Source organism: Streptomonospora nanhaiensis, from assembly GCF_013410565.1.
In the GTDB taxonomy this organism is placed as follows: Bacteria; Actinomycetota; Actinomycetes; order Streptosporangiales; family Streptosporangiaceae; genus Streptomonospora; species Streptomonospora nanhaiensis.
The window spans coordinates 4,032,537-4,052,694 of the sequence record NZ_JACCFO010000001.1 but is presented as its reverse complement, the minus strand read 5'-3'; the positions used below and the strand labels follow the sequence as shown (position 1 = coordinate 4,052,694).

Here is a 20,158-nt window from a genome sequence, read left to right as displayed (position 1 = left end):
ATTGCCACACCAGATCGGAAAGCCATGCATGAGAGCACCATGCCCTCCCCCGTGCCGCCGCCCAGGGGCCCCGGTCCGAGGCCGCGCCGCCTGCGCGGCGCCGGCCGACCGCCCGTCATCCTCGTGGCCTTGCTCGTCTCGGCCGTCTCCCTCATCGGGACCATGGTGCGCATCGAGACCGCCGGCCCGCTGCTGCCGATGAGCAAGGCGATGGACGCGTCGGCACGGCCGCCCACGCACCAGTACTCCCTGCCGCGTGATCCGTGCGCGGGCGCCACCGTGGACCAACTGCGCCGCGTCTCCGCGGTCCTCCCCTCGACCGGGGTCTATGTCGGCACTTCGGCGACGTGCGACTGGTCGGCGGTCTTCTCTGACGGAACCACGGGCGGGCTGGAGATCAGTTACCGCTCCGCCGCGCCCGAGAACAGCGAGGACCCGCTGGAGGCGGAGGCGGCGGCCATACGCCGATATCGGCAGGACACCGTGCAGTTCACCTCCGACAACAGCCACACCGAAGTGGAGGAACTGCGCTACCTGCCGGACCTGGGCGAGCAGAGCATGCTCGTCTACGCGGACCTGAACCCGGACCCCCGGACCCCGTCGCCCATGGCCCTGGTGTTCGTCCGCCAGGACAACATGAACCTCACGGTTACGGCCTACGACTCTTTTGAGGGCACCGAGGGAGTTCCCGACTACCGAGGCGACGAGGATGTCCTACTGGATATCGCCGCACAGGCTCTGCGCAACGTGGACTGAGCGTCCATCATCGGCGGCCGGTGGCCGCGTTCAGCCGTCGTGCACGGTGATGGCGTAGCCCTCGGGGCCGGTGAAGGTGAAGGCGCGGCCGAAGGGAGTCTCCCGGAGCGGACCGGTGATCGTGACTCCGGCAGCGGCGAGGCGGTCGTGCACCTCCTGGGAGTCGGTGGCACGGAGCCACAGGGCCACTCCCAGACCCGGCCGGCCGGTGCTGTCGAGATCCACCCCCGGAAGCGGTTCCCGGACGGCGAAGGGAATGGGTTCGGTGGTGAACACGACAGCGCCGGGCGGAGAGGCGGGGGCCCTGCGCAGGCCCAGGTGCCGCTCGAAGAACGCGGCCGCGGCCGCGACGTCGCGCACCTGCAGGGCGACGAAGTCGGGCCCGGTGACGGCCGCGGGCGCGGAGGCCGCGTCGGATCTGCTGCTGACGGTCATGGACAACCCCGTTCTCATGTCAGGACATTGACATAACAGACGCTACACACCCATCGCCGTCTATGTCAAAATCCTGACATGCAAGATCGAGCCCCCGTCGAACCGCCCCATCCCGCCCGGGACGTCACCGAGCACGTGGGCTACCGCCTCAAGCGGACCGCCGCGGCCCTGCGCGGCGCCATGGACCACACCCTGCGCGAGCACAGCCTGACCGTTCCGCAGTACGCCTGCCTGGAGCTTCTGGACGAGCGCCCCGGCATGTCCAACGCCGAACTGGCCCGCGCCGCCTTCGTCACCCGGCAGTCCATGAACGTCGTCCTGCGCGGCCTTCAGGAGGCGGGGCTGATCACACGTCCGCCCACCACCGACCACGGCCGTGCCCTGCCCGCCCACCTCACCCCCGCCGGAAAGGACCGGCTCGACGGCGCCCGCCGTGCCGTCTACGCGGTTGAGCGGCGGATGATCCAGGCGGTCCCCGAAAACCGCCTGGCCGACCTCCTCGACGACCTCGACCGCATGGCCGCCGCCCTCGGCGGATAGCCGCTGAGGTGCGGTGCGGTGCGCGGGCGCCACCGGCGCACGGCCGCGCCCGCCCGCACCCGCGCCTAGACTCGGAGGGGCCGGCCGCCGGTGTCCGCGGCCTCATCAACTCCGCCTGCTCAGGAGCGTCCGACCGTGCCGTCCTCGCCTCGACCGCTGCCCGTCGTCCCCCTGGACGACGGCGCGCCGCAACTGCGCGGGGACTGCGCGAACTGCTTCGGGCTGTGCTGCGTGGCCCTGCCCTTCGCCGCATCGGCGGACTTCGCGGCCGACAAGGCCGCCGGCCAGCCCTGCGGCAACCTCCAGGCCGACTTCCGCTGCGGGATCCACGCCCGGCTGCGCGATCGCGGCTACTCCGGATGCACCGTCTTCGACTGCTTCGGCGCCGGGCAGCGGGTGTCGCAGGAGACGTTCGGCGGCCGGTCCTGGCGCGAGGACCCCGGCTCGGCGGGGCGGATGTTCGCCGTCTTCCCGGTGGTCCAGCGGCTGCACGAACTGCTGTGGTACCTCACCGAGGCCCTGTCCCTCCCGGCGGCCGAGCCGCTGCACGCGGACCTGCGCGGCGAACTGAAGCGCGTCGACGGCCTGGCGCGGGGCGGCCCCGAGGAGCTGGAGCGGCTGGACCTCGCGGCCCTGCGCGCCGAGGTGAACCCGCTCCTGCTGCGCGCCAGCGAACTCGCCCGCGCCGAGGTCCCCGGCCGCCCCAAGAGCCCCAAGAAGCGCAACCGGCGCAACGCCGACCTGCTCGGCGCCAACCTCAAGGGGGCCGACCTGCGCGGGGTGGACCTGCGCGGCGCCCTACTCATCGCGGCGGACCTGCGCGGGGCCGACCTCCGCCGGGCCGACCTGATCGGCGCCGACCTCCGCGACGCCAAGGTGGCGGGCGCCGACCTCACCGGCGCCCTGTTCCTCACCCAGCCCCAGGTCAACGCCGCCAAGGGCGACGCGGCGACCCGGCTCTCGCCGGGCCTGGAGCGCCCGAGCCACTGGTAGGCCGAGCGGCCCCGGCCGCCTCGCCGCCTCCGCCCTCGGCGGCCGGCCGGTGGGAGGATCGGTCCATGACCACGGTGTCCGGTGACTTCGAACTGACCATGGACGAACTGCGCGTCGTGGCGCGCTTCGTGGCGGAGACCGCTCAGGAGGTCCTCCCGCTGTTCGAGGAGGAGGTCCCGGGCGATCCCCGTCCGCGCGCGGCCGTCGACGCGGCATGGGAGTTCGTCAACGGCGCGAACCGGACCAGGCTGCAGCGCACGACGTCCTTGGACGCCCATCGGGCCGCGAAGGAGGCGGGGACCGAGGCCGCACGCCTGGCCGCCCGCTCGGCCGGGGACGCCGCATCGGCCGCCTACCTGCACCCGATCGCGAAGGCCACCCAGGTGGGCCACATCCTGCGCGCCGCCGCGAGCGCCGCCCGGATCGCCGAGTTGCACGCGGGCGGCGATCCCGCCGTGGGGGACATGATGATCGAGAAGGCCCGCGACCGCGCCACGCCGACGCTGGTCTCCGTCCTCCGCCGGTACCCGCTCGCACCGACCGCCAAAAACCGCGTCGCGCAACTCATGAGCGCGTTGGACGCATCCCTGCGCGCAACACCCTGGGGCCGGAGGAAGACCGATGGACCAGGGGCGGACGGTCACCGCTGCTCGTCGGGCTCGGTTCTTTGAGCGGTGTTGCCGGTGCTTCGCAGGGCGGCGGCGGTGTCGTCGTAGACGAGCAGGCCGTCGGCGCGCAGGCGCACGCCCGGTGTCGGCGGGTGCGGGACCAGCCGGGCGTCGTGCATCAGGTGGCGTACCTGGGCGCCACGAGCGACGGAGGCGAAGTCGGCGATCAGCCGGCGGTGGCAGCGCCACCAGACCGCCTCACTGCACATGACGGCGGTACGCGCCGAGGCGGCTTCCCGGAGCAGCCGGTCCATGGCGGCCACGAACTCCGGGGAACGCGTGTGGGCCGCGTACCCCCGAAAGGAGGCGTTCCGCCAGACGACATCGGGAGAGTCCGGCGGCACCTTGCGGAAGCCGCCGAGGTCCTGTTCCCAGCGGTAGGCGATGCCGACCTGCGGCAGCCACTCGGCGAGGCGGTCGCGGATGAGGTCGGGATCCCGGCGGCTGCCCGGCCCGATGCGCACGTCCACCACGGCTTCCACCCCGGCGCCGCGCAGCAGGGTGGCCAACCGCTCCCGCCCTGCGGTGCTGTGCCCGAAGGTAAGCAGTTCACGGCCGGCCACAGCACTCACCGCATCCGACTCCTCCCCCTGTGGCCCCCCACCTCATCCCGCCTGCCCGCCACCATCCCCGCATGTGCGGGGAGCACGCCCTGGCCGACGTGCCCGACCTCGCCGCCGAGGGACCATCCCCGCATGTGCGGGGAGCACCCTTCATCACCTGGGGCGATGGCGGGCGTTATCAAAAGTTGATACAGGTCCCGCCGCCGAGCTTAACGCCGACCCCACGGACCACCCCTTCAGCCCTACCCCGCCATCGCTCGTTCCGGCTCCTGGGTGTAGTCGTCCGCGCAGGCCTCCGCGACAGCCGACTCCGGTACGGGGGCCGAGATGATGCCGTCCAAGGCCGTCCTCGCCCTCTCCAACTCGGCGATCGCCGTGGTGATCCGCAGGCGCTCCGCCTCCAGCGCGTCGGTGATCTCCGGGCAGACCGGGGCCAGGTAACGGCCCTCCACCACCATGCACGGCAGGATCTCCGCGATCAGGGCCGTGCCCAGGCCCGCCGCCAGCAGGGTGCGGATGTTGCCGACCCGCGCCACGTCGTCCTCGCCGTACTCCCGGTAGCCGCTGGGGCTCCGGCGCGGGTGGAGCAGCCCCTGCTCCTCGTAGTAGCGCAGCGCCGGGCCGCTGACCCCCGTGCGCCGTGACAGCTCACCGATCCGCATGTGACCTCCCGCACAGGGCTTGACCTTCAGGCCGACCTGAAGCTTTAGCGTACCGGCATGGCTTCCGACATCCCTTCCGCTACCGCTTCCGCGACCGCCACCACCCCGTCCACCTCCACCGACTCCACCGGCCCTGCCTCCCCCGCCGCCTCGCCCGTCACCGTCATCGGGCTCGGGCCGATGGGCAGCGCCCTCGCCCGCGCCTTCCTGCGGGCCGGGCACCCCACCACCGTGTGGAACCGCACCGCCGCCAAGGCCGAGCCCCTGGTGGCCGAAGGCGCCGTCCGCGCCGACACCGTCGCCGAGGCCGCCGCCGCCAGCCCGCTCGTGGTCGTCTGCGTCATCGACTACGCCGCCGCCGAGCAGGTCCTTGCCCCCGCCGCCGACTCCCTCAAGGGCCGCACGGTGGTCCACCTGACCGCCGACACCCCCACCCGCGCCCGCGCGATGGCCGACTGGGCGCGCCAGAACGGCGTCGACTACATCGACGGCGCCATCATGACGCACACCGAGACCATCGGCGGCCCTTCGGCCGTCTTCCTCTACAGCGGCCCGGCCGACCTCTACGCGGAGCACCGGCCCACCCTCGACGCCCTGGGCGGCACCGCCACCCACCTGGGCGAGGACCCCGGGCGCGCCGCGTCTTTCGACGTCGCCCTGCTCGACGCCTTCTGGACCGCCATGAGCGGCTTCGCGCACGCCTTCGCCCTGGCCCGTGCCGAAGGCGTCGCGGCGGGCGAACTGGCGCCCTTCGCCGCGGGGATCTCCGAGCTGCTGGGGAGCAGCATCACCGAGATCGCGGCCCATCTCGACGCCGGGACCTCCTCGGGCGCCGAGGCGGCCATCGTCTCGGCCGCGGCGGGCATGGAGCACGTCGTGGAGGCGTCCGAGGCGCGCGGCCTGGACTCCGGGATCATGCGCGCGGCCCTGGCGGCGGCCCGCCGCGTCGTTGACAGCGGGCGCGGCGACGCCGGGTTCGAGACGATGGTGGACGCCATGGCCCTCCAGGGCGGGCAGGCCGCCGCGCGCTAGCGCGCGACCGCCGCTCAGCCGCTACCGGGACGCGGAGGCCGCCTCCGCCGCCTCCTCGGGCGCCGGGCGGGCCTCGGCGATGTAGCGCAGGACGGCCTCGCGGCTGCGGGACAGGGCCTCGATGCGGCGCTGCATGCCCTCCGCCTCGGCGCGCAGGGCGCCGATCACGCTCGGGCACGCCTCCAGCTTGGGCGCGGTGCCCTCCGCGCACGGCAGCAGCTCGCGGATGACCTCGGTGGACAGCCCGGCCGAGAGCAGCCCGCGGATCCGCGCGACGGTCTCGGGGGCGTCCTCGGGGAAGTCGCGGTAGCCGTTGGGCAGCCGCCGCGACGTGATGAGCCCCTGCTTCTCGTAGTAGCGCAGCAGCCGGGTACTCACCGACGTGCGCCGCGAAAGTTCACCGATCAGCATGCCGACCTCCACCGACGAGTCTATGCCGCCGCGCCCGCGGCGGGCCGAGGCCCCGGTCACGCTCGCAGCCCGCCCGCGCGGCGCCGCCCCGGCACGCCGCCGCCCCTCCGCCGCCGAGCCCGGCGGCGGAGGGGCGGACGAAGGGCGGACGAGAGGCGGACGAAGCGGTGCGGCCCGGCACGGCGCCCGCCCGGGCCGCCCGGCCTCACACCCGCAGCGTGCCGTCCACCCGGCGCGGCAGCGGGTGCTCGGGGGTGTCGCGCAGCTCGTCGGGCAGCAGCTCCTGCGGCGCGTTCTGCCAGGTCATCGGCCGCAGGAAGCGGCGGATCGAGGTGATGCCCACCGACGTGTGCAGCGCGCTGGTGGTCGCCGGCCACGGCCCGCCGTGGTGCTGGCCCCACGCCACCGCCACCCCCGTCGGGTAGCCGTTGTAGACGATGCGCCCGGCCCGGTCCCGCAGCACCGGCTCCAGCGCGGCGGTGAACTCCGCGTCGGCGTCGTCGGCGATCAGCGTCGCCGTCAGCGACCCCGGCACCCGCTCCAGGGCCTCCGCCAGCTCGTCCCGGTCGCGGTAGGTGACCACGAGCGTCGCCGGCCCGAAGCACTCCTCGGCGGTCTCGGCCGTGAGGTCGGCCGCCGACGTCGCCAGCAGCCGCACCGCCGCGCCCCACCCCGTGCCCTCGGGCGCGGTGCCCTCGGCCAGGCTGCGCACCGCCGCCGACCCGGCCAGCCGCCGCGTGCCCTCCTCGTAGCCGCCGCGCACCTGCTCGCTGAGCAGCACGCCCGGCGCCAGCCCGCCCACGGCCTGGGCCATGGCGTCGGCCACCGAGGTCCCGGCCTCGTCCTCGGGCAGGAACACCAGGCCCGGCTTGGTGCAGAACTGCCCCGCGCCCAGCGTGAACGACCCGGTGATGCCCTGCGCGATCTCCTCCCCGCGCGCCGAGGCCGCCGCCGGGGCCACCACCAGCGGGTTCACGCTGCCCAGCTCGCCGTAGAAGGGGATGGGGTCGGGCCGCGACGACGCGATGTCGAACAGCGCCCGCCCGCCGCGCAGCGACCCGGTGAACCCGACCGCGCGGATCGCCGGGTGCGCCACCAGGTCGGCGCCCGCGCGCACCCCGTGCACCAGGGCGAGCACGCCCTTGGGCGCGCCCTCGGCCGCCGCCGCCCGCTCCAGCGCCGCGAAGGTGCGCAGCGAGGTCGCCGGGTGCGCGGGGTGCGCCTTGATGACGACCGGGCAGCCCGCCGCCAGCGCGGCGGCGGTGTCGCCGCCGGGCACGGAGAACGCCAGCGGGAAGTTGCTCGCCCCGAACACCGCCACCGGCCCCAGCGGAAGCAGCATGCGGCGCAGGTCCGGGCGCGGGCCCATCGGGGTGTCGCCGGCGTGGTCGATCACCGCCTCGGTGTAGGAGCCCTCCTCCACCGCCTGGGCGAACAGCTCGAACTGGTAGCAGGTGCGGGTCAGCTCGCCGTTGAGGCGGGTGGGGCCCAGCGCGGTCTCGCGGTCGGCCAGCTCCACGATCGCCTCGCGGTCGGCCTCCAGTTCGGCGGCGATGCGCCGCAGCAGCCCGGCGCGCCATTGGCGCCCCGCCGCGGCGAACGGCGCGGCCGCCTCGCCGGCGGCGCGGCACAGCGCGTCCAGCTCCTGCGCACCGGTCTCCTCGGCGACCACCTCCACCGGCGTGCCGGTGCGCGGGTCGATACTGGCGATCTCGGTCATGCCATTCCCCTCGTCGGGTTCGTCTCGTGGTCGGCGGCCGGCGCTCAACCGGCCAGCGCGATCCCGGCGCTGATGGCGCAGGCGATCGCGAACATGCACACGCCCATGAGCGTCTCCATCATCGTCCAACTCTTGAGCGTGGTCTTGATGTCCAGGTCCAGGTAGCGGTTCATCAGCCAGAACCCGGAGTCGTTGACGTGGGACAGCACGGTCCCGCCGGCGGCGACGGCCACCACCACCAGCGCCACCTCGGGCTGGGACAGCCCCGCCTGATCGGCCAGCGGCGCCACGATCGGCGCCGTGGTGACGATCGCGACGGTCTTGGAGCCCAGCGCCACCCGCAGCGCCGTGGCGATGAGGAACGCCAGGGCGATGACCGGCAGCGCGGTGCGCCCGAGCAGGTCGGCCACGGCCTCGCCGGCCCGGGTGGCCTCCAGCACCTCGCCGAACACCCCGCCGGCGCCGGTCACCAGCAGCACCAGCGCGACCGGGCCCAGCGACGCGCTCGCCGCCTTCTCGATCCGCTCGCGGGTGAACCCGCCGCGCAGCCCCAGCAGCCAGAACGACAGCAGGGTCGCCACCGTCAGCGCGCTGATGGGGTGGCCGACGAACGTCATGGCCTCGCGCACCGGCCCGGCGGGGAAGAGCACCCCGGCGAAGGTGTTGAGCAGGATCAGCACCACCGGCAGCACGACGATCGTCAGCGTGAGCCCCAGCGAGGGCGCGCGGCCCTCGCCCTCGGCCGCCTCGGCGCGCGCCTCGTCGTAGAGGGCGGCGGGCACCGGCACGAACCGGCGCCGGCCCAGCCAGGTGCCGAACACGTAGGCGCCCAGGTACCAGGCGGGCAGGCCGCAGACCAGGCCCATCACCGCGATCCAGCCGAGGTCGGCGTCGAGCAGCTCGGCGGCGGCCACGGGCCCGGGGTGCGGCGGCAGCACGGCGTGCATCATCGCCAGGCCGCCGGCCACCGGCAGGGCCACGGCCAGCAGGGAGTGCCGCGAGCGCTGCGCCACGGCGTAGATCAGCGGCACCAGGATGATGAAGCCGACGTCGAAGAACACCGGGATGCCGAAGACCAGCGCGGTGACCCCCATGGCCAGGGGCGCCCGCCGCTCGCCGAACAGCGCCAGCAGCCGCTGCGACAGCAGCCGGGCGGCGCCGGTCTCCTCCATCATCCGGCCGAGCATGGCGCCCAGCGCCACGATGATCGCGATCCCGCCGAGGGTGGCGCCCATGCCGTCCTCCAGGACGGCGGGGATCTCCGAGAGGGGCAGCCCGGCGGCGAACCCCACCGCCGCGCTGACCAGCAGCAGCGCCACGAAGGCGTGCAGCTTGGCGCGGATGATGAGCAGCAGGAGCAGGCCCACGCCCAGGGCCACGGCACAGATCAGCGCCCAGGAGGGCAGGGTCCAGGCGAGTTCGGGGGAGTCGGCGGCCAGCAGCCGCGCCGCCGGGTCGGCGGTGGTGAGGGGTCGCATGCGGGGAGCCTTCGAGGGTGGTGGGCGGGCGGTCCCGGCGTGGTGGGCCGCCGGGCCGCGCGGCGCGCGGGTGCGGGGAGGCGGGGCGGGCCGGCCGCTCCCGGGCCGGGGGGCGTGCGCCCGGGAGCGGCGGCGCGCTACCAGCGCGGCAGGCGGGGTGCGGTCCAGTCGGGGTTGACGGCGCGCATGGCGGCGACGTCGTCGCGGTCGCGCACGTCGCTGTCCTTCCAGCGGCGGTGCAGGTCGGCGAGCGCGTCGGTGTCGAGCTCGACGCCCAGGCCGGGGGCGTCGGAGACCTCCACCGCGCCGCCGGTGAAGGTGTGCGGGCGGGTGATCACGTCCTCGTCCTGCCAGGGGCGGTGGGTGTCGCAGGCGTGCTCCAGGTTGGGCACGGCGGCGGCCACGTGCGTCATCGCGGCGAGGCTGATGCCCAGGTGGGTGTTGGAGTGCATGGACACCGACACCCCGTAGGTGCGGCACAGCGCGGCGAGGTCGAGGGTGGCGCGCAGGCCGCCCCAGTAGTGGTGGTCGGACAGCACGACCTGCACGGCGTTCCTGGCGAACGCGTCGGGCACCTCGTCGAACCCGGTGACGCACATGTTGGTGGCCAGCGGCATGTGTGTTTCGGCGTGGATGCGGGACATGGCGTCCACCCCGGCCGAGGGGTCCTCCAGGTACTCCAGGACCCCGGTCAGCTCGCGGGCCACGCGCAGGCCGGTCTCGACCGACCACGCGCCGTTGGGGTCCAGGCGCAGCGGCATGTCGGGGAAGGCGGCGCGCAGCGCGTGCATGGCCGCGATCTCCTGGTCGGGCTCGAACGCGCCGCCCTTGAGCTTGATGGAGCCGAACCCGTAGCGCTCGACGAACAGCCGGGCCTGCTCCACCACGCCCTGGGGGTCCAGCGCGGCGCCCCAGGAGTCGGGCTCGGCGCCGGGGTGGCCGGCCCACTTGTAGAACAGGTAGGCGCTGTAGTCGACCCGGTCGCGGACCCTGCCGCCGAGCAGGGCGTGCACGGGGACGCCGAGGTGGCGGCCCCAGGCGTCGAGGTAGGCGACCTCGAACACCGAGAACACGCTGGCCTTGAGCTTGGCGAGGTCGCGCTTGCCGCGCAGGCCCGAGGCGGGGACGTCGGCGGCGGTGGCGGCGGCGTCGTCGTGGCCCAGCACGTCGTCGATGAGGGCGCGCAGCGCGGTCGGCCGGGAGACGTCGGTGCCGGCCAGGCGCGGGGCGACCCGCTGGATCGCGGTGAGGTACTCGGTGTCGCCGTAGGTCTCGCCGAGGCCGACGTGGCCGCCCTCGGTCTCGACCTCCACGACGGTGCGCGGGGTCAGCGGCTGGTGCACGCCCGACAGGTTCAGCAGGGGCGGGTCGGTGATCAGGATCGGGGTGACGCGGACCTCGCGGACGAAGCGGTCGGTGGTGTAGGCCATGTGGGAGTCCTTAGCGGCTGCGGTGTGGGTCCTTCGCGGTGCCCGGCGCGGCGGCGGGCGGTCGTGGGCGCGGTGCCGTGGGTGCGGGGGCGGCGCGGGTCAGCGCGCGGCGAGGTCGAGGCCGGCGGCCAGCAGGCGCTCGGCCTCGGCGAGGTGGTCGGGCGCGGGCTCGGCCAGGGGCGCCCGGACCGGGCCGACGTCGGCGCCGATCACGTCGGCGCGCATGCGGGCGGCGGCCTTGACCAGCGCGACCGCGTACCCGGTGCCCTGGTCGCGCAGCCGCACCCAGGGGATGTAGAAGCCGTCGAGGAGGCGGTCGACGGCGGCGGTGTCGCCGGAGGCGTGGGCGCGGAAGAACGCGGTGGCGATCTCGGGGGCGAACGCGTGCACCGCCGAGGAGTAGGCGGGGATCCCGGTGGCGGAGTAGGCGCGGGCCTGGAGTTCGGCGGTGGGCACGCCGTTGAAGAAGAGGAAGTCCTCGGGCACGGCCCGCACCAGGCGCTGCATGCGGTCGAGGTCGCCGTGGCCGTCCTTGAGGCCGATGACGTTGGGCACGGCGGCCAGCGCGCGCAGGCTCTCGGGGGTGAAGGCGACCTGGTCGCGCTGGTAGGCGATGACCGGCAGCCGGGTGGCGGCGGCGACGGCGCGGGTGTGGGCGACCAGGCCGTCCTGGGGGCCGCGCACCAGGTAGGGCGGCAGCAGCAGCACGGCGTCGGCGCCGGCGCGCTCGGCGGTGCGGGCGTATTCGGCGGCCAGGCGGCTGCCGTAGCCGGCGCCGGCGACGACCGGCGCGCGGCCGGCCACGTGCTCGACGGTGGTGCGGACCACGGCCTCGTAGTCGGCCGGGGCCAGGCTGAAGAACTCGCCGGTGCCGCAGGCGGCGAACACCGCGCCCGGCTCGGCGGCGAGCTGGTGGTCGAGGTAGGCGCGGAGGGCGCCGAGGTCGAGGTCGCCGTCGGCGTCGAAGGGGGTCAGCGGGAACGCCAGCACGGCGCGGTCCATCCCCTTGGCGAGGCTTTCGGCGGTCCGCCGGACGTCGTCGGGGCGGTCCGCCAAGGTGCGGGGCTCTCCCACTGCGCTCACATTGTCTCCATATGTAGACAGCGTTTTCGTATGCAGAAGGAGGTTAATCTGGGAGACACACGGCGTCAATACACGCCCGTACCGTGACCGAGCGCCATAGCGCCAGGTAGCCCCCGCCGCGGGCGCCGCCAAGGCAGGCGCCCGGCGGGGTTCGCCCGGCCCCGCGCCGCCGCCGCGCACCCGCCCCTTCCTGGGCGTTCCCCGTTCACGGTTATGGATAGAATCCGCCCACATGGACGGCGGCGCGCGCCGCCGCCCGACCCCGACCAGTCCCGCTCCGCCCCGCCCGCGCACAGGAGGTCCCCGGTGGCCGACGACGACGCCGCCAACGGCGTGCGGGAGGTGAAGTCCGCCGCCCGCACGGTCGAACTGCTGGAGGTGCTCAGCCAACTCGACTCCCCCGCCACGCTGCGCACGCTGGCCGAGCGCATGGGCGTGCCGCGCAGCAGCCTCTACGCGCTGCTGCAGACCCTGGTCGGGCGCGGCTGGGTGCGCACCGACCCCACCGGCTCGCTGTACGCCATCGGCATCCGCGCGCTGCTGGCCGGCACCGGCTACATCGACGCCGACCCCCGCACCGCCATGGTCGGGCCCCACCTCGACGCCCTCAGCGAGCGCCTGGGCGAGACCGTCCACTTCGCCCGCCTCGACGGCCCCGACGTCGTCTACCTCGCCACCCGGGAGTCCCGGCACTACCTGCGCCCCTTCAGCCGGGTCGGCCGCCGACTGCCCGCCCACAGCACCTCGCTGGGCAAGGCGCTGCTGGCCGAGCGCACCGACGCCGAGGTCGACGCCCTGCTGCCCGACCCGCTGCCCGCCGTCACCGCCGGGACGCTGACCGACCGGCCCGCGCTCTTCGCCGAACTCGCCCGCATCCGCGAACGCGGCTACTCCACCGACGACGGCGAGAACGTGGTGGGCCTGCGCTGCATCGGCGTGGCCCTGCGCTACGACCGCCCCGCCGTCGACGCCCTGAGCTGCTCGCTGCCGGCCGCCCGCTACACCCCCGAGGTCGCCGACACCGCCATCGGCGCGCTGCTGGAGGTCCGCGCCACCCTGGAGCGCGGCGCCTCGACCTCCTTCGGGGCGTTCCGCGGGTAACCGTCTTGTCACCGCATGGACCTGCGATGACACCACACTGGTGATTCAACGGATACCCAGTGCTGTGACGATCTCGGATAGTTACGACGTGCCCGCGCACCGCATCGGCGCCCCGGGCACGGCCCTCGCGTAGACCGCGAGCCGCCCCGCGCGGGCCCCATCATCCCCCGCCCCCGACCCCCGCGCGGCCGGCCGGCTCCCGATCCCCCGATCCCCCTGTGGTATCCGGCGGACCCCCTTTCGCCGGCGGACCCCTCCCCCGGGGCCCCCGCGCGCTCCGCCACGACGCAAAGGACGTACCCCCGTGTTCGCTCGCACCACCACGCCCGACCACGCGGCGCCGGAGTCGGCGCCCCGGACCACCGCCGCCCAGGCCGCCGGCCGGGTCGCCGCCGTCCTGGCCCTCGCGCTCGGCGGCATCAGCGCGGTCGCCGCCCCCGCCCAGGCCCAGGAGAACCCCTACGAGCGCGGCCCCGACCCCACGGAGCGCAGCATCGAGGCGCTGCGCGGCCCGTTCCCCACCGCCGAGGAGGACGTGTCGTCGCTGGTGCCGGGCTTCGGCGGCGGCACGATCTACTACCCCACCGACGACAGCGAGGGCGACTTCGGCGCCGTGGTGGTGGCCCCCGGCTACACCGCCAGCTCCACCTCGATGGCGTGGATCGGCCCGCGCCTGGCCTCGCAGGGCTTCGTGGTGTTCACCATCGACACCAACACCCGCTACGACCAGCCCGCCGACCGCGGCGAGCAGATCGGCGCGGCACTGGACTACCTGGTCGAGGACAGCGATGTCGCCGACATCATCGACCCCGACCGGCTGGGCGCCATGGGCCACTCCATGGGCGGCGGCGGCACCCTGGAGATCGCCGCGGACCGGCCCGAGCTCCAGGCGGCCATCCCGCTCACGCCGTGGAACCTGGACAAGAGCTGGGGCGAGGTGCAGGTGCCGACCATGATCATCGGCGCCGAGAACGACACCATCGCCTCGGTGACCACGCACTCCATCCCGTTCTACAACAGCCTGTCCGGGTCGCTGGACAAGGCGTACCTGGAGCTCAACGGCGCCTCGCACTTCGCGCCGAACACCAACAACACCACCATCGCCAAGTACAGCATCGCGTGGCTGAAGCGCTTCATCGACAACGACATGCGCTACGAGCAGTTCCTCTGCCCGGCTCCCGGCCCCGACCTGGACATCTCGGAGTACCGGGACACCTGCCCGCACTCCTCCTGACCCGGTCCGAAGGCGCCCGCCGCCGACGGACCGGCGGGCGCCCCGGCGGGCACCGGAGCAGGGAGCGGGAGACCGATGGCGGTCGCGGCCGGCGGCCGCCATCGGCGTGTGCGCGGCCCCTTGCGGTGAGCGCGGGGAAACGGTGCGCGCGTCAAACCCAAAACGCCATAACAACTTCATAACGCCGCGAACGGGACGGGCGAAAGGTGCCGAACGCCCATCCGCGCGGCCCCGGAACCGATATGGTGCGGACGGCGATACCGCCATCTCCCCGTTTCGTGCGCAGCGAAAGAGGCATGTCCGTGTCCGATACGGTTCGGTTGATCTGCCCCCGGGGCCGCAAACGGGGCGAACTCTGGGGAGGAGCGGCACTGGCGGTGCTGGGGGTCGCCGGAACCGTCCTGTCGGTGGTCTGGCAGCACTGGGCCGGGATCCTCATCGGGCCGCTCGTGGCGGTGGCGGGCTGCTGGCTGGTCTGGGACGGCTACCGCATCCAGGTGCCCGTGCTGGAGGTCGAGGACGGCGAGTTCCGCTACATCCGGGGCCGCTACATCGTGCGCATCCCCTTCTCCGACATCGGGTCCTACTACGTGCTGCCGGGCGCCACGCGCTCGCTGGGGCTGTGCGACCCCGCCGGCCGGCCCCGCCAGTTCCCCTCGGTCGAGGGGCGCCGCGCCAGTCGGCCCTACCTGCCGCTGACCGGGCTGACCTCCTCGGCCCGGGTCGACGCGTTCATGAGCGCGGTCGGGATCCCGCCGCGCGACCGCTCCCTGGCCCCGGGCCGGCGCCGCTGAAAAGGCGGCGCGGGCCGCGCCGGCGTGGCACGGCCCGCGTCGACGGGTCCAGCGGGGCGGAGTCCTAGGAGCTGAAGTCCAGGCCCTCGGCGTCGGCGCCCAGGGTCTCCTCCACGAACTCGGGGTTGTCGGCCAGCCAGGCGCGCGCGCCCTCGTCCTCGGCACCCTCGTGGTCGAGGATGATCGAGGTCTCCAGGGAGTTGATCTGCTCGTCGTCCAGCTTGAAGTCGCCGAGCCACTCCGCGACCTCGGGGAAGTCCTCGCCGAAGCCTTCGCGGCCCACGGAGTGCAGCGACTCCGGCTCGCCCATCGCGCCCTCGGGGTCCTCCAGGTCCTTGAGGTCCTGCTGGGCGTAGACGATGTGCGGGCGCCACAGGGTGACGACGATCGGCTCCTCGTCCTCGATGGCGGTGTTGAGGGCCTCCAGCATCGCCGGGGTGGAGGACTTCACCAGCTCGTACTCGCCGTCGAGGCCGTAGGCGGGCATCGCCTCCTCCTCGGTGGTCTGCACCAGACCGGAGCCGGACTCGATGCCGATGATCTCGCCGTTGAAGGTGTCGCCCTCGCCCTTGAGGTCCTCGATGGAGTTGATGTCCTCCATGTAGGAGGGGACGGTGAGCTCCAGGCTGGCGCCCTCATTCCAGGCGCCGAGGTCCTCCAGGCTGTCGCCGTACTGGTCCCAGTAGTCGCCGTGGGTGTTGGGCAGCCAGGTGTCGAGGAAGAGGTCGATGTCGCCGTTGGCGGTGCCCTCGAAGACGGGCGCCACGTCGACGTTCTCGATCGTGACGTTGTAGCCCTTCTCCTCCAGGATGACCTTCCACAGGTGGGTGACGGCGATGCCCTCCTCCCACGGGATCAGGCCGATGGTGATGTCCTGGCCGCCGCCCTCGCCCTCCTCGGGGCCGGTGGAGACGCCCTCACCGCCCCCGCCGCAGGCGCTCGCCAGGAGCACCATCGACGCAGCGGCGGCGCCGACGCCGATCAACCTTCGCTTGCGGTCGCTCACGATTCCTCCAGTGTGTGTGCGGGTCATATCAGGGAGCCCTGTCCCGGCGCGGGTCCCGGCAGGGCGGGGGATGGAGCCGTCAGGCCGCGGCGCGCTGCGCGCGGGCGGCGGGGGAGAAGCGGGTGACGGCGCCGGTCAGCCGGTCCAGGAAGATCGCCAGGACCACGACGGCGATACCGCCCTCGAAGCCGACGGGCACGTTGCCCTGGGCGATACCGGTGTAGACGTCGTTGCCCAGGCCGCCGGCGCCGACCATGCCGGCGATGACGACCATCGAGAGGCTGAGCATGATGATCTGGTTGACGCCCGCCATGATCGTGGCCAGCGCCAGCGGCAGCTGGATGCGCCGCAGGATCTGGGAGTCGGGCGCGCCGAACGCCTCGCCGGCCTCGACCAGCTCCTTGTCGACCTGGCGGATGCCCAGCTCGGTGAGCCGCACGCCGGGGGGCATGGCGAAGATGACGGTGGCGATGACACCGGGGACGGTGCCGATGCTGAAGAAAGCGATCGCGGGCAGCAGGTAGACGAACGCCGGCAGGGTCTGCATGAAGTCCAGGACCGGCTTGACCACGGCGCTGACGCGGTCGTTCTGGGCGGCCAGGATGCCGATGGGCAGGGACACCACGACCGCCACCACGGTGGCGACCAGGATCAGCGCGAGGCTGCTCATGGCGTTGTCCCACTTCTCCATGCTGATGATCAGCAGGAACCCCAGGGCGCTGAAGAGGGCGACCTTCCAGCCGGCCACGAACAGGGCGAGCAGCACCAGCAGCGGCGCGACCAGCAGCGACAGCTGTACGCCGACGACGAAGTGCAGCACCAGGACCAGCAGCAGCACGGCGGTGGCCGCCACCGCGGTCAGCCACATCCGCCGGTCGCGGCTGACCGCGAAGGAGACGGCCACGAGCGCGGCGAGCAGCAGCAGCGCCAGCACCAGCGGCGGGTAGACGTACTCGGAGCCGAACAGGTCCATGGCCCACAGGAACAGCGGCGCGGGCAGCGAGCTGATGACGGTGGCCACCAGCCCGCCCGCCAGCTCGGCGACGTAGAACCCGGCCCACACGGCGACGGCGATGAGCGTGGGCACGCGGTGCCGGCGCACCAGCAGGGCGCCGCCCACGACGGCCGCGGCGACCAGGGTGAACTGGGTCGCCGAGGTCATGGCGAACAGGTGGAACAGGGTCTCGACGCAGACGTCGATGACCATGCCGACGAAGTCGAAGACCGGCTCGAAGTTGGCGCGCAGCCAGTTGATGGCGGCGTCGAAGGTGTCGCCGACGGGCACGCGCGGCACGCTCACGGTCAGGGTTGGCGCGGTCATCAGCGGCTCCCCTCCGCGGCGGTGTCGGTGTCAGTGGCGGTGTCGGCGGCGCTGTGGGTCGCGGCGTCGGCGGCGGCCTCGGGCGCGTCGGCGGTGCCGGGGGCGCCCTCGGCGGCGGGCGGGCCGTCGGGCGGCGGCGCGGCGGGCGGCGCGCCCTCGGGGGCGGCGGACTCCGCGGCGCCGCCGTCGTCGGAGCCGGTAGTGGGGGCGAGCGCCGCCAGCAGGGTCACCCGCGGGATCACGCCGACGAAGCGGTCGGAGTCGTCGACCACGGCCAGCGGGTAGGGGCTCTCGGCGGCCTGGGCGAACAGGTCGGCCACGGGGGTGTCGGGGTGCACGCGCGCGAGGCCGGTGTCGATGAGGGAGTCCAACTCCTTGACGTTGTCGCGGACCGCCGCGCCGATGACGTCCTCGCGCACCGCGCCGACGAGCTGGCGGTTGCGGCGCACGACGAACGCCGACACGGTCTGGTTGTCGCGCATGGTCCGCAGGGCGGCGCGCGGGCCCTTGTCGGGGTCGATCACCGGGATCGGGGCCTCCATCACCGACGAGGCGGTGAGGACGCGGGTGCGGTCGACGTCCTCGACGAACTGGGCCACGTAGTCGTTGGCCGGGTCGTTGAGGATCTCCTCGGCGGTGCCGATCTGGGCGACGCGGCCGTCGCGCAGCACGCAGATGCGGTCGCCCAGGCGCATGGCCTCGTTGAGGTCGTGGGTGATGAAGATGATCGTCTTGCCCAGGCGCGCCTGGAGTTCCAGCAGCTGGGACTGCATGTCGCGGCGGATCAGGGGGTCCAGCGCGCTGAACGCCTCGTCCATGAGGATGATGTCGGTGTCGGCGGCCAGCGCGCGGGCGAGGCCGACGCGCTGCTGCATGCCGCCGGAGAGCTGGCCGGGGACCTTGGCCTCCCAGCCCTCCAGGCCGACCAGGGCCAGGGCCTCGCGGGCCTTGGCGTGGCGCTCCTCCTTGGCGACGCCGCGGACCTCCAGGCCGTAGGCGGCGTTGTCCAGCACGGTGCGGTGCGGGAACAGCGCGAAGTGCTGGAAGACCATGCTGATCTTCTCGCTGCGCAGCTTGCGCAGGCCCGACTTGGGCATGGCGGTGATGTCGGTGCCGTCGATCTGGACGGTGCCGGCGGTGGGGGGCAGCAGGCCGTTGAGCATCCGGATCAGCGTGGACTTGCCCGAGCCCGAGAGGCCCATGACCACGAAGATCTCCCCGGGTTCGACCTCGAAGGAGACGTCGATGACCGCGGCGGTGACGTTGAGGTGCCTGATCTCGTCGCGGTGCCGCCCGTCCGCCAGCAGTTCGACCGCCTTGGCCGGGCGTCTGCCGAAGATCTTGTAGAGCTTGTCTGCGCGTACTGCTGGCACGGTCTCCTCTTTTGTGGCTGTGCGGCCGCCGCGCGGCCGACCGGGGGCGGCCGGGGGCGCGGCGGGCGGGGGGCGGTCTCGTCTTCCTCGGGGGGCGCACCGCGCGACAGCCGCGTCAACGGTTACACAAGGTGACCGTTTCCACCGTTGGCGGCGTACGCGCTACGCCGTCGTCGCCGGCTCCAGGGGCTCTCGATCCGGGGCGGCGGTCCCCGCACCGGGTCGAGAAGTCCTGCGCACCGGCCGTGTCCTCACCATTCCTTAAGTCCTGTTTATGGCCGTACGAACCATACAGACCAAACCTGACGCCGTCCCGTCCCATCGTCACGGAGAGATAACACGTTTACGTTTGCCGAGGAAGCCGAAAGCGGACGTGCGCACCGCACTTGGGGTAGGACGGACAGCGTGATTGTGATTTGCGCCACATGCGGCAAAGTCGTGAAGACCGTCACTTCCTTCACTTTGCCGCAGCTCAAAACGGTTACGCACGGATCAGGCGCGTGCGAGTAGGGTGATCCCGCCTTATCCGGGCGGTACGCCGCCGGAGCGGCCGACCTGGCGGCCCGGTCGCCCCCCGCAGCCGCCCGCGCGGGCGCGGGAGGGGGCGCGCACAGGAGCGCGGGGGGTGCGGGGGCGCCCGCCGAGCGCGGCGCCGCCCATCACCCACCGTGAACAGGGACGGTTCTCCCGGAAACGCGGACGCCGCCGGGGAGGGGGGTCACGGGAGGCCGGGCAGGGCCCGCCGCGGCCCCGGTCTCGGGGGGCGGTTCAGGGTGCGGTTCGAGGGTGGCTCGGGGTCGGTTCGGGGTCGGTTCGAGGGCGGGGACGCCGAGGCGCGGCGGAACCCGTCAGCAGGCCGCGCCGGCGAACGGGCCGCGGACTCCCACCGCCCGCGAACGCCCTACCCGCCGGGGATCGCGTCGCATACAGTCGTAGAGGTGACGCACTCCCGGATAGTCGGCTTCCTCACCGTCGCGGCGATGCTGGTCGCCATGTGGGTCCTTGAGATCGTGGACACCGTCCTCGGCGGCGCCCTCGACGCCGCCTTCGGCCTGCGCTCGTGGGTCATGGCCAACGCCTGGAGCGTGCTGACGTACCCCTTCATGCACGCCGACTTCAACCACCTGATCGGCAACTCCGTGCCGTTCCTGGTGCTGGGGTCGCTGGTGGCGTTCAGCGGCTTGGGCCGGTTCGTCTGGACCACGCTGATCGTGATGGTGGTGAGCGGTATCGGGGTCTGGCTGTTCACCCCCGAGGGCGCCCTCACAGTGGGGGCCAGCGGGCTGGTGTTCGGGTACTTCGGCTACACCGTGCTCCGCGGGATCGTCGAGCGGCGCACCGTCGACATCGTGATCATGATCTGCGTGGTCGTCTTCTACGGCTCCCTGATCTGGGGCGTGCTGCCGCAGCAGGAGGGAATCTCCTGGCAGGGCCACCTGTTCGGCTTCATCGGCGGCCTGTTCGCGGCCTACATCCTCCCGCGCCGCCGCCGGCGCCCGGCCGCGGCTGAGGGCTACGGATCCTACGGCACCCCGGGCCTGCCCGGCCCGCGCTAGCA

Annotated in this window: 20 protein-coding genes; 9 read left to right on the top strand and 11 right to left on the bottom strand. The window is 73.5% G+C overall.

Features of this window, described 5'->3' with window-relative positions:
* The first annotated feature begins 24 nt into the window (after positions 1–24).
* Positions 25–756: a hypothetical protein gene (locus HNR12_RS17840; protein WP_179768690.1), complete on the top strand. Its 732-nt coding sequence runs from the start codon at positions 25–27 to the stop codon at positions 754–756.
* A gap of 30 nt (positions 757–786) precedes the next feature.
* Here HNR12_RS17840 and HNR12_RS17835 read toward each other — a convergent pair whose 3' ends face one another.
* A complete protein-coding gene (locus HNR12_RS17835) occupies positions 787–1,209 on the bottom strand; it encodes a VOC family protein (protein ID WP_246425116.1) in 423 nt (140 codons plus the stop codon).
* 60 nt (positions 1,210–1,269) lie between these two features.
* Here HNR12_RS17835 and HNR12_RS17830 point away from each other — a divergent pair, with 60 nt between their 5' ends.
* The 3 genes from HNR12_RS17830 to HNR12_RS17820 all read left to right on the top strand — a co-directional run bounded on the left by HNR12_RS17830 (position 1,270) and on the right by HNR12_RS17820 (position 3,395).
* Positions 1,270–1,731 (top strand): MarR family winged helix-turn-helix transcriptional regulator, encoded by a 462-nt coding sequence (locus HNR12_RS17830; protein WP_179768689.1) that lies wholly within the window; start codon positions 1,270–1,272, stop codon positions 1,729–1,731.
* Positions 1,732–1,866: 135 nt separating this feature from the next.
* Positions 1,867–2,724, top strand: coding sequence for a pentapeptide repeat-containing protein (locus tag HNR12_RS17825; RefSeq protein WP_308118471.1), 858 nt, complete (start codon positions 1,867–1,869; stop codon positions 2,722–2,724).
* Between the two features lie 65 nt (positions 2,725–2,789).
* Positions 2,790–3,395, top strand: a complete 606-nt coding sequence (locus tag HNR12_RS17820; RefSeq protein ID WP_246425115.1) for a putative immunity protein — start codon at positions 2,790–2,792, stop codon at positions 3,393–3,395.
* On the opposite strand, the gene HNR12_RS17815 is transcribed toward HNR12_RS17820, so the two are convergent.
* Together HNR12_RS17815 and HNR12_RS17810 are read right to left on the bottom strand one after the other, a co-directional pair.
* The gene (locus tag HNR12_RS17815; RefSeq protein ID WP_218901970.1) at positions 3,365–3,964 is read right to left on the bottom strand and encodes a DUF488 domain-containing protein; all 600 of its coding nucleotides are present in this window, start codon (positions 3,962–3,964) and stop codon (positions 3,365–3,367) included. The genes HNR12_RS17820 and HNR12_RS17815 overlap by 31 nt on opposite strands.
* A 233-nt stretch (positions 3,965–4,197) precedes the next feature.
* Positions 4,198–4,617: a MerR family transcriptional regulator gene (locus HNR12_RS17810; protein WP_179768688.1), complete on the bottom strand. Its 420-nt coding sequence runs from the start codon at positions 4,615–4,617 to the stop codon at positions 4,198–4,200.
* A gap of 57 nt (positions 4,618–4,674) precedes the next feature.
* Between HNR12_RS17810 and HNR12_RS17805 the strand changes: the two genes are divergently transcribed.
* Positions 4,675–5,649 (top strand): NAD(P)-dependent oxidoreductase, encoded by a 975-nt coding sequence (locus HNR12_RS17805; RefSeq protein ID WP_179768687.1) that lies wholly within the window; start codon positions 4,675–4,677, stop codon positions 5,647–5,649.
* A gap of 21 nt (positions 5,650–5,670) precedes the next feature.
* Here the strand turns inward: HNR12_RS17805 and HNR12_RS17800 are convergent, their stop codons facing one another.
* From HNR12_RS17800 to HNR12_RS17780, 5 genes are all read right to left on the bottom strand, one after another.
* Positions 5,671–6,060 (bottom strand): MerR family transcriptional regulator, encoded by a 390-nt coding sequence (locus HNR12_RS17800; protein ID WP_179768686.1) that lies wholly within the window; start codon positions 6,058–6,060, stop codon positions 5,671–5,673.
* Between the two features lie 205 nt (positions 6,061–6,265).
* A complete protein-coding gene (locus HNR12_RS17795; protein WP_179768685.1) occupies positions 6,266–7,780 on the bottom strand; it encodes an aldehyde dehydrogenase (NADP(+)) in 1,515 nt (504 codons plus the stop codon).
* Between the two features lie 44 nt (positions 7,781–7,824).
* On the bottom strand, positions 7,825–9,258 hold the full coding sequence (locus HNR12_RS17790; RefSeq protein ID WP_179768684.1) for a GntP family permease: 1,434 nt from the start codon (positions 9,256–9,258) through the stop codon (positions 7,825–7,827).
* A 137-nt stretch (positions 9,259–9,395) separates the two neighbouring features.
* The gene (locus HNR12_RS17785; RefSeq protein ID WP_179768683.1) at positions 9,396–10,688 is read right to left on the bottom strand and encodes a glucarate dehydratase family protein; all 1,293 of its coding nucleotides are present in this window, start codon (positions 10,686–10,688) and stop codon (positions 9,396–9,398) included.
* Positions 10,689–10,787: 99 nt separating this feature from the next.
* Positions 10,788–11,762 carry a 5-dehydro-4-deoxyglucarate dehydratase gene (locus tag HNR12_RS17780; RefSeq protein ID WP_308118474.1) on the bottom strand — a complete coding sequence of 325 codons (975 nt, stop codon included), beginning with the start codon at positions 11,760–11,762 and terminating at the stop codon, positions 10,788–10,790.
* 315 nt (positions 11,763–12,077) lie between these two features.
* Between HNR12_RS17780 and HNR12_RS17775 the strand changes: the two genes are divergently transcribed.
* The 3 genes from HNR12_RS17775 to HNR12_RS17765 all read left to right on the top strand — a co-directional run bounded on the left by HNR12_RS17775 (position 12,078) and on the right by HNR12_RS17765 (position 14,900).
* Positions 12,078–12,872 (top strand): IclR family transcriptional regulator, encoded by a 795-nt coding sequence (locus HNR12_RS17775; protein WP_308118473.1) that lies wholly within the window; start codon positions 12,078–12,080, stop codon positions 12,870–12,872.
* 304 nt (positions 12,873–13,176) lie between these two features.
* Positions 13,177–14,106 (top strand): alpha/beta hydrolase family protein, encoded by a 930-nt coding sequence (locus tag HNR12_RS17770; protein ID WP_179768680.1) that lies wholly within the window; start codon positions 13,177–13,179, stop codon positions 14,104–14,106.
* 296 nt (positions 14,107–14,402) lie between these two features.
* Entirely contained in the window at positions 14,403–14,900 is a 498-nt protein-coding gene (locus tag HNR12_RS17765; RefSeq protein ID WP_179768679.1) for a hypothetical protein, read from the top strand.
* Positions 14,901–14,964: 64 nt separating this feature from the next.
* Here the strand turns inward: HNR12_RS17765 and HNR12_RS17760 are convergent, their stop codons facing one another.
* The 3 genes from HNR12_RS17760 to HNR12_RS17750 form a co-directional block, all read right to left on the bottom strand.
* Entirely contained in the window at positions 14,965–15,855 is an 891-nt protein-coding gene (locus HNR12_RS17760) for a glycine betaine ABC transporter substrate-binding protein (RefSeq protein WP_246425609.1), read from the bottom strand.
* 130 nt (positions 15,856–15,985) lie between these two features.
* Positions 15,986–17,227, bottom strand: coding sequence for an ABC transporter permease (locus HNR12_RS17755; protein ID WP_179768677.1), 1,242 nt, complete (start codon positions 17,225–17,227; stop codon positions 15,986–15,988).
* Entirely contained in the window at positions 17,227–18,567 is a 1,341-nt protein-coding gene (locus tag HNR12_RS17750) for a quaternary amine ABC transporter ATP-binding protein (RefSeq protein ID WP_179770684.1), read from the bottom strand. Before HNR12_RS17750 ends, HNR12_RS17755 begins: the two co-directional genes overlap by 1 nt.
* Positions 18,568–19,592: 1,025 nt before the next feature.
* Here HNR12_RS17750 and HNR12_RS17745 point away from each other — a divergent pair.
* Complete coding sequence (locus HNR12_RS17745; RefSeq protein WP_218902840.1) at positions 19,593–20,156, top strand: rhomboid family intramembrane serine protease; 564 nt, start codon at positions 19,593–19,595, stop codon at positions 20,154–20,156.
* Positions 20,157–20,158: the final 2 nt, after the last annotated feature.

Bases quoted from the DNA above. Each gene is read 5' to 3' on its own strand.
- HNR12_RS17840 (WP_179768690.1), top strand. From the start codon at position 25: ATGCATGAGAGCACCATGCCCTCCCCCGTGCCGCCGCCCAGGGGCCCC.
- HNR12_RS17835 (WP_246425116.1), bottom strand. From the start codon at position 1,209: ATGAGAACGGGGTTGTCCATGACCGTCAGCAGCAGATCCGACGCGGCC.
- HNR12_RS17830 (WP_179768689.1), top strand. From the start codon at position 1,270: ATGCAAGATCGAGCCCCCGTCGAACCGCCCCATCCCGCCCGGGACGTC.
- HNR12_RS17820 (WP_246425115.1), top strand. From the start codon at position 2,790: ATGACCACGGTGTCCGGTGACTTCGAACTGACCATGGACGAACTGCGC.
- HNR12_RS17810 (WP_179768688.1), bottom strand. From the start codon at position 4,617: ATGCGGATCGGTGAGCTGTCACGGCGCACGGGGGTCAGCGGCCCGGCG.
- HNR12_RS17805 (WP_179768687.1), top strand. From the start codon at position 4,675: ATGGCTTCCGACATCCCTTCCGCTACCGCTTCCGCGACCGCCACCACC.
- HNR12_RS17800 (WP_179768686.1), bottom strand. From the start codon at position 6,060: ATGCTGATCGGTGAACTTTCGCGGCGCACGTCGGTGAGTACCCGGCTG.
- HNR12_RS17795 (WP_179768685.1), bottom strand. From the start codon at position 7,780: ATGACCGAGATCGCCAGTATCGACCCGCGCACCGGCACGCCGGTGGAG.
- HNR12_RS17790 (WP_179768684.1), bottom strand. From the start codon at position 9,258: ATGCGACCCCTCACCACCGCCGACCCGGCGGCGCGGCTGCTGGCCGCC.
- HNR12_RS17785 (WP_179768683.1), bottom strand. From the start codon at position 10,688: ATGGCCTACACCACCGACCGCTTCGTCCGCGAGGTCCGCGTCACCCCG.
- HNR12_RS17765 (WP_179768679.1), top strand. From the start codon at position 14,403: ATGTCCGTGTCCGATACGGTTCGGTTGATCTGCCCCCGGGGCCGCAAA.
- HNR12_RS17760 (WP_246425609.1), bottom strand. From the start codon at position 15,855: ATGGTGCTCCTGGCGAGCGCCTGCGGCGGGGGCGGTGAGGGCGTCTCC.
- HNR12_RS17755 (WP_179768677.1), bottom strand. From the start codon at position 17,227: ATGACCGCGCCAACCCTGACCGTGAGCGTGCCGCGCGTGCCCGTCGGC.
- HNR12_RS17745 (WP_218902840.1), top strand. From the start codon at position 19,593: ATGTGGGTCCTTGAGATCGTGGACACCGTCCTCGGCGGCGCCCTCGAC.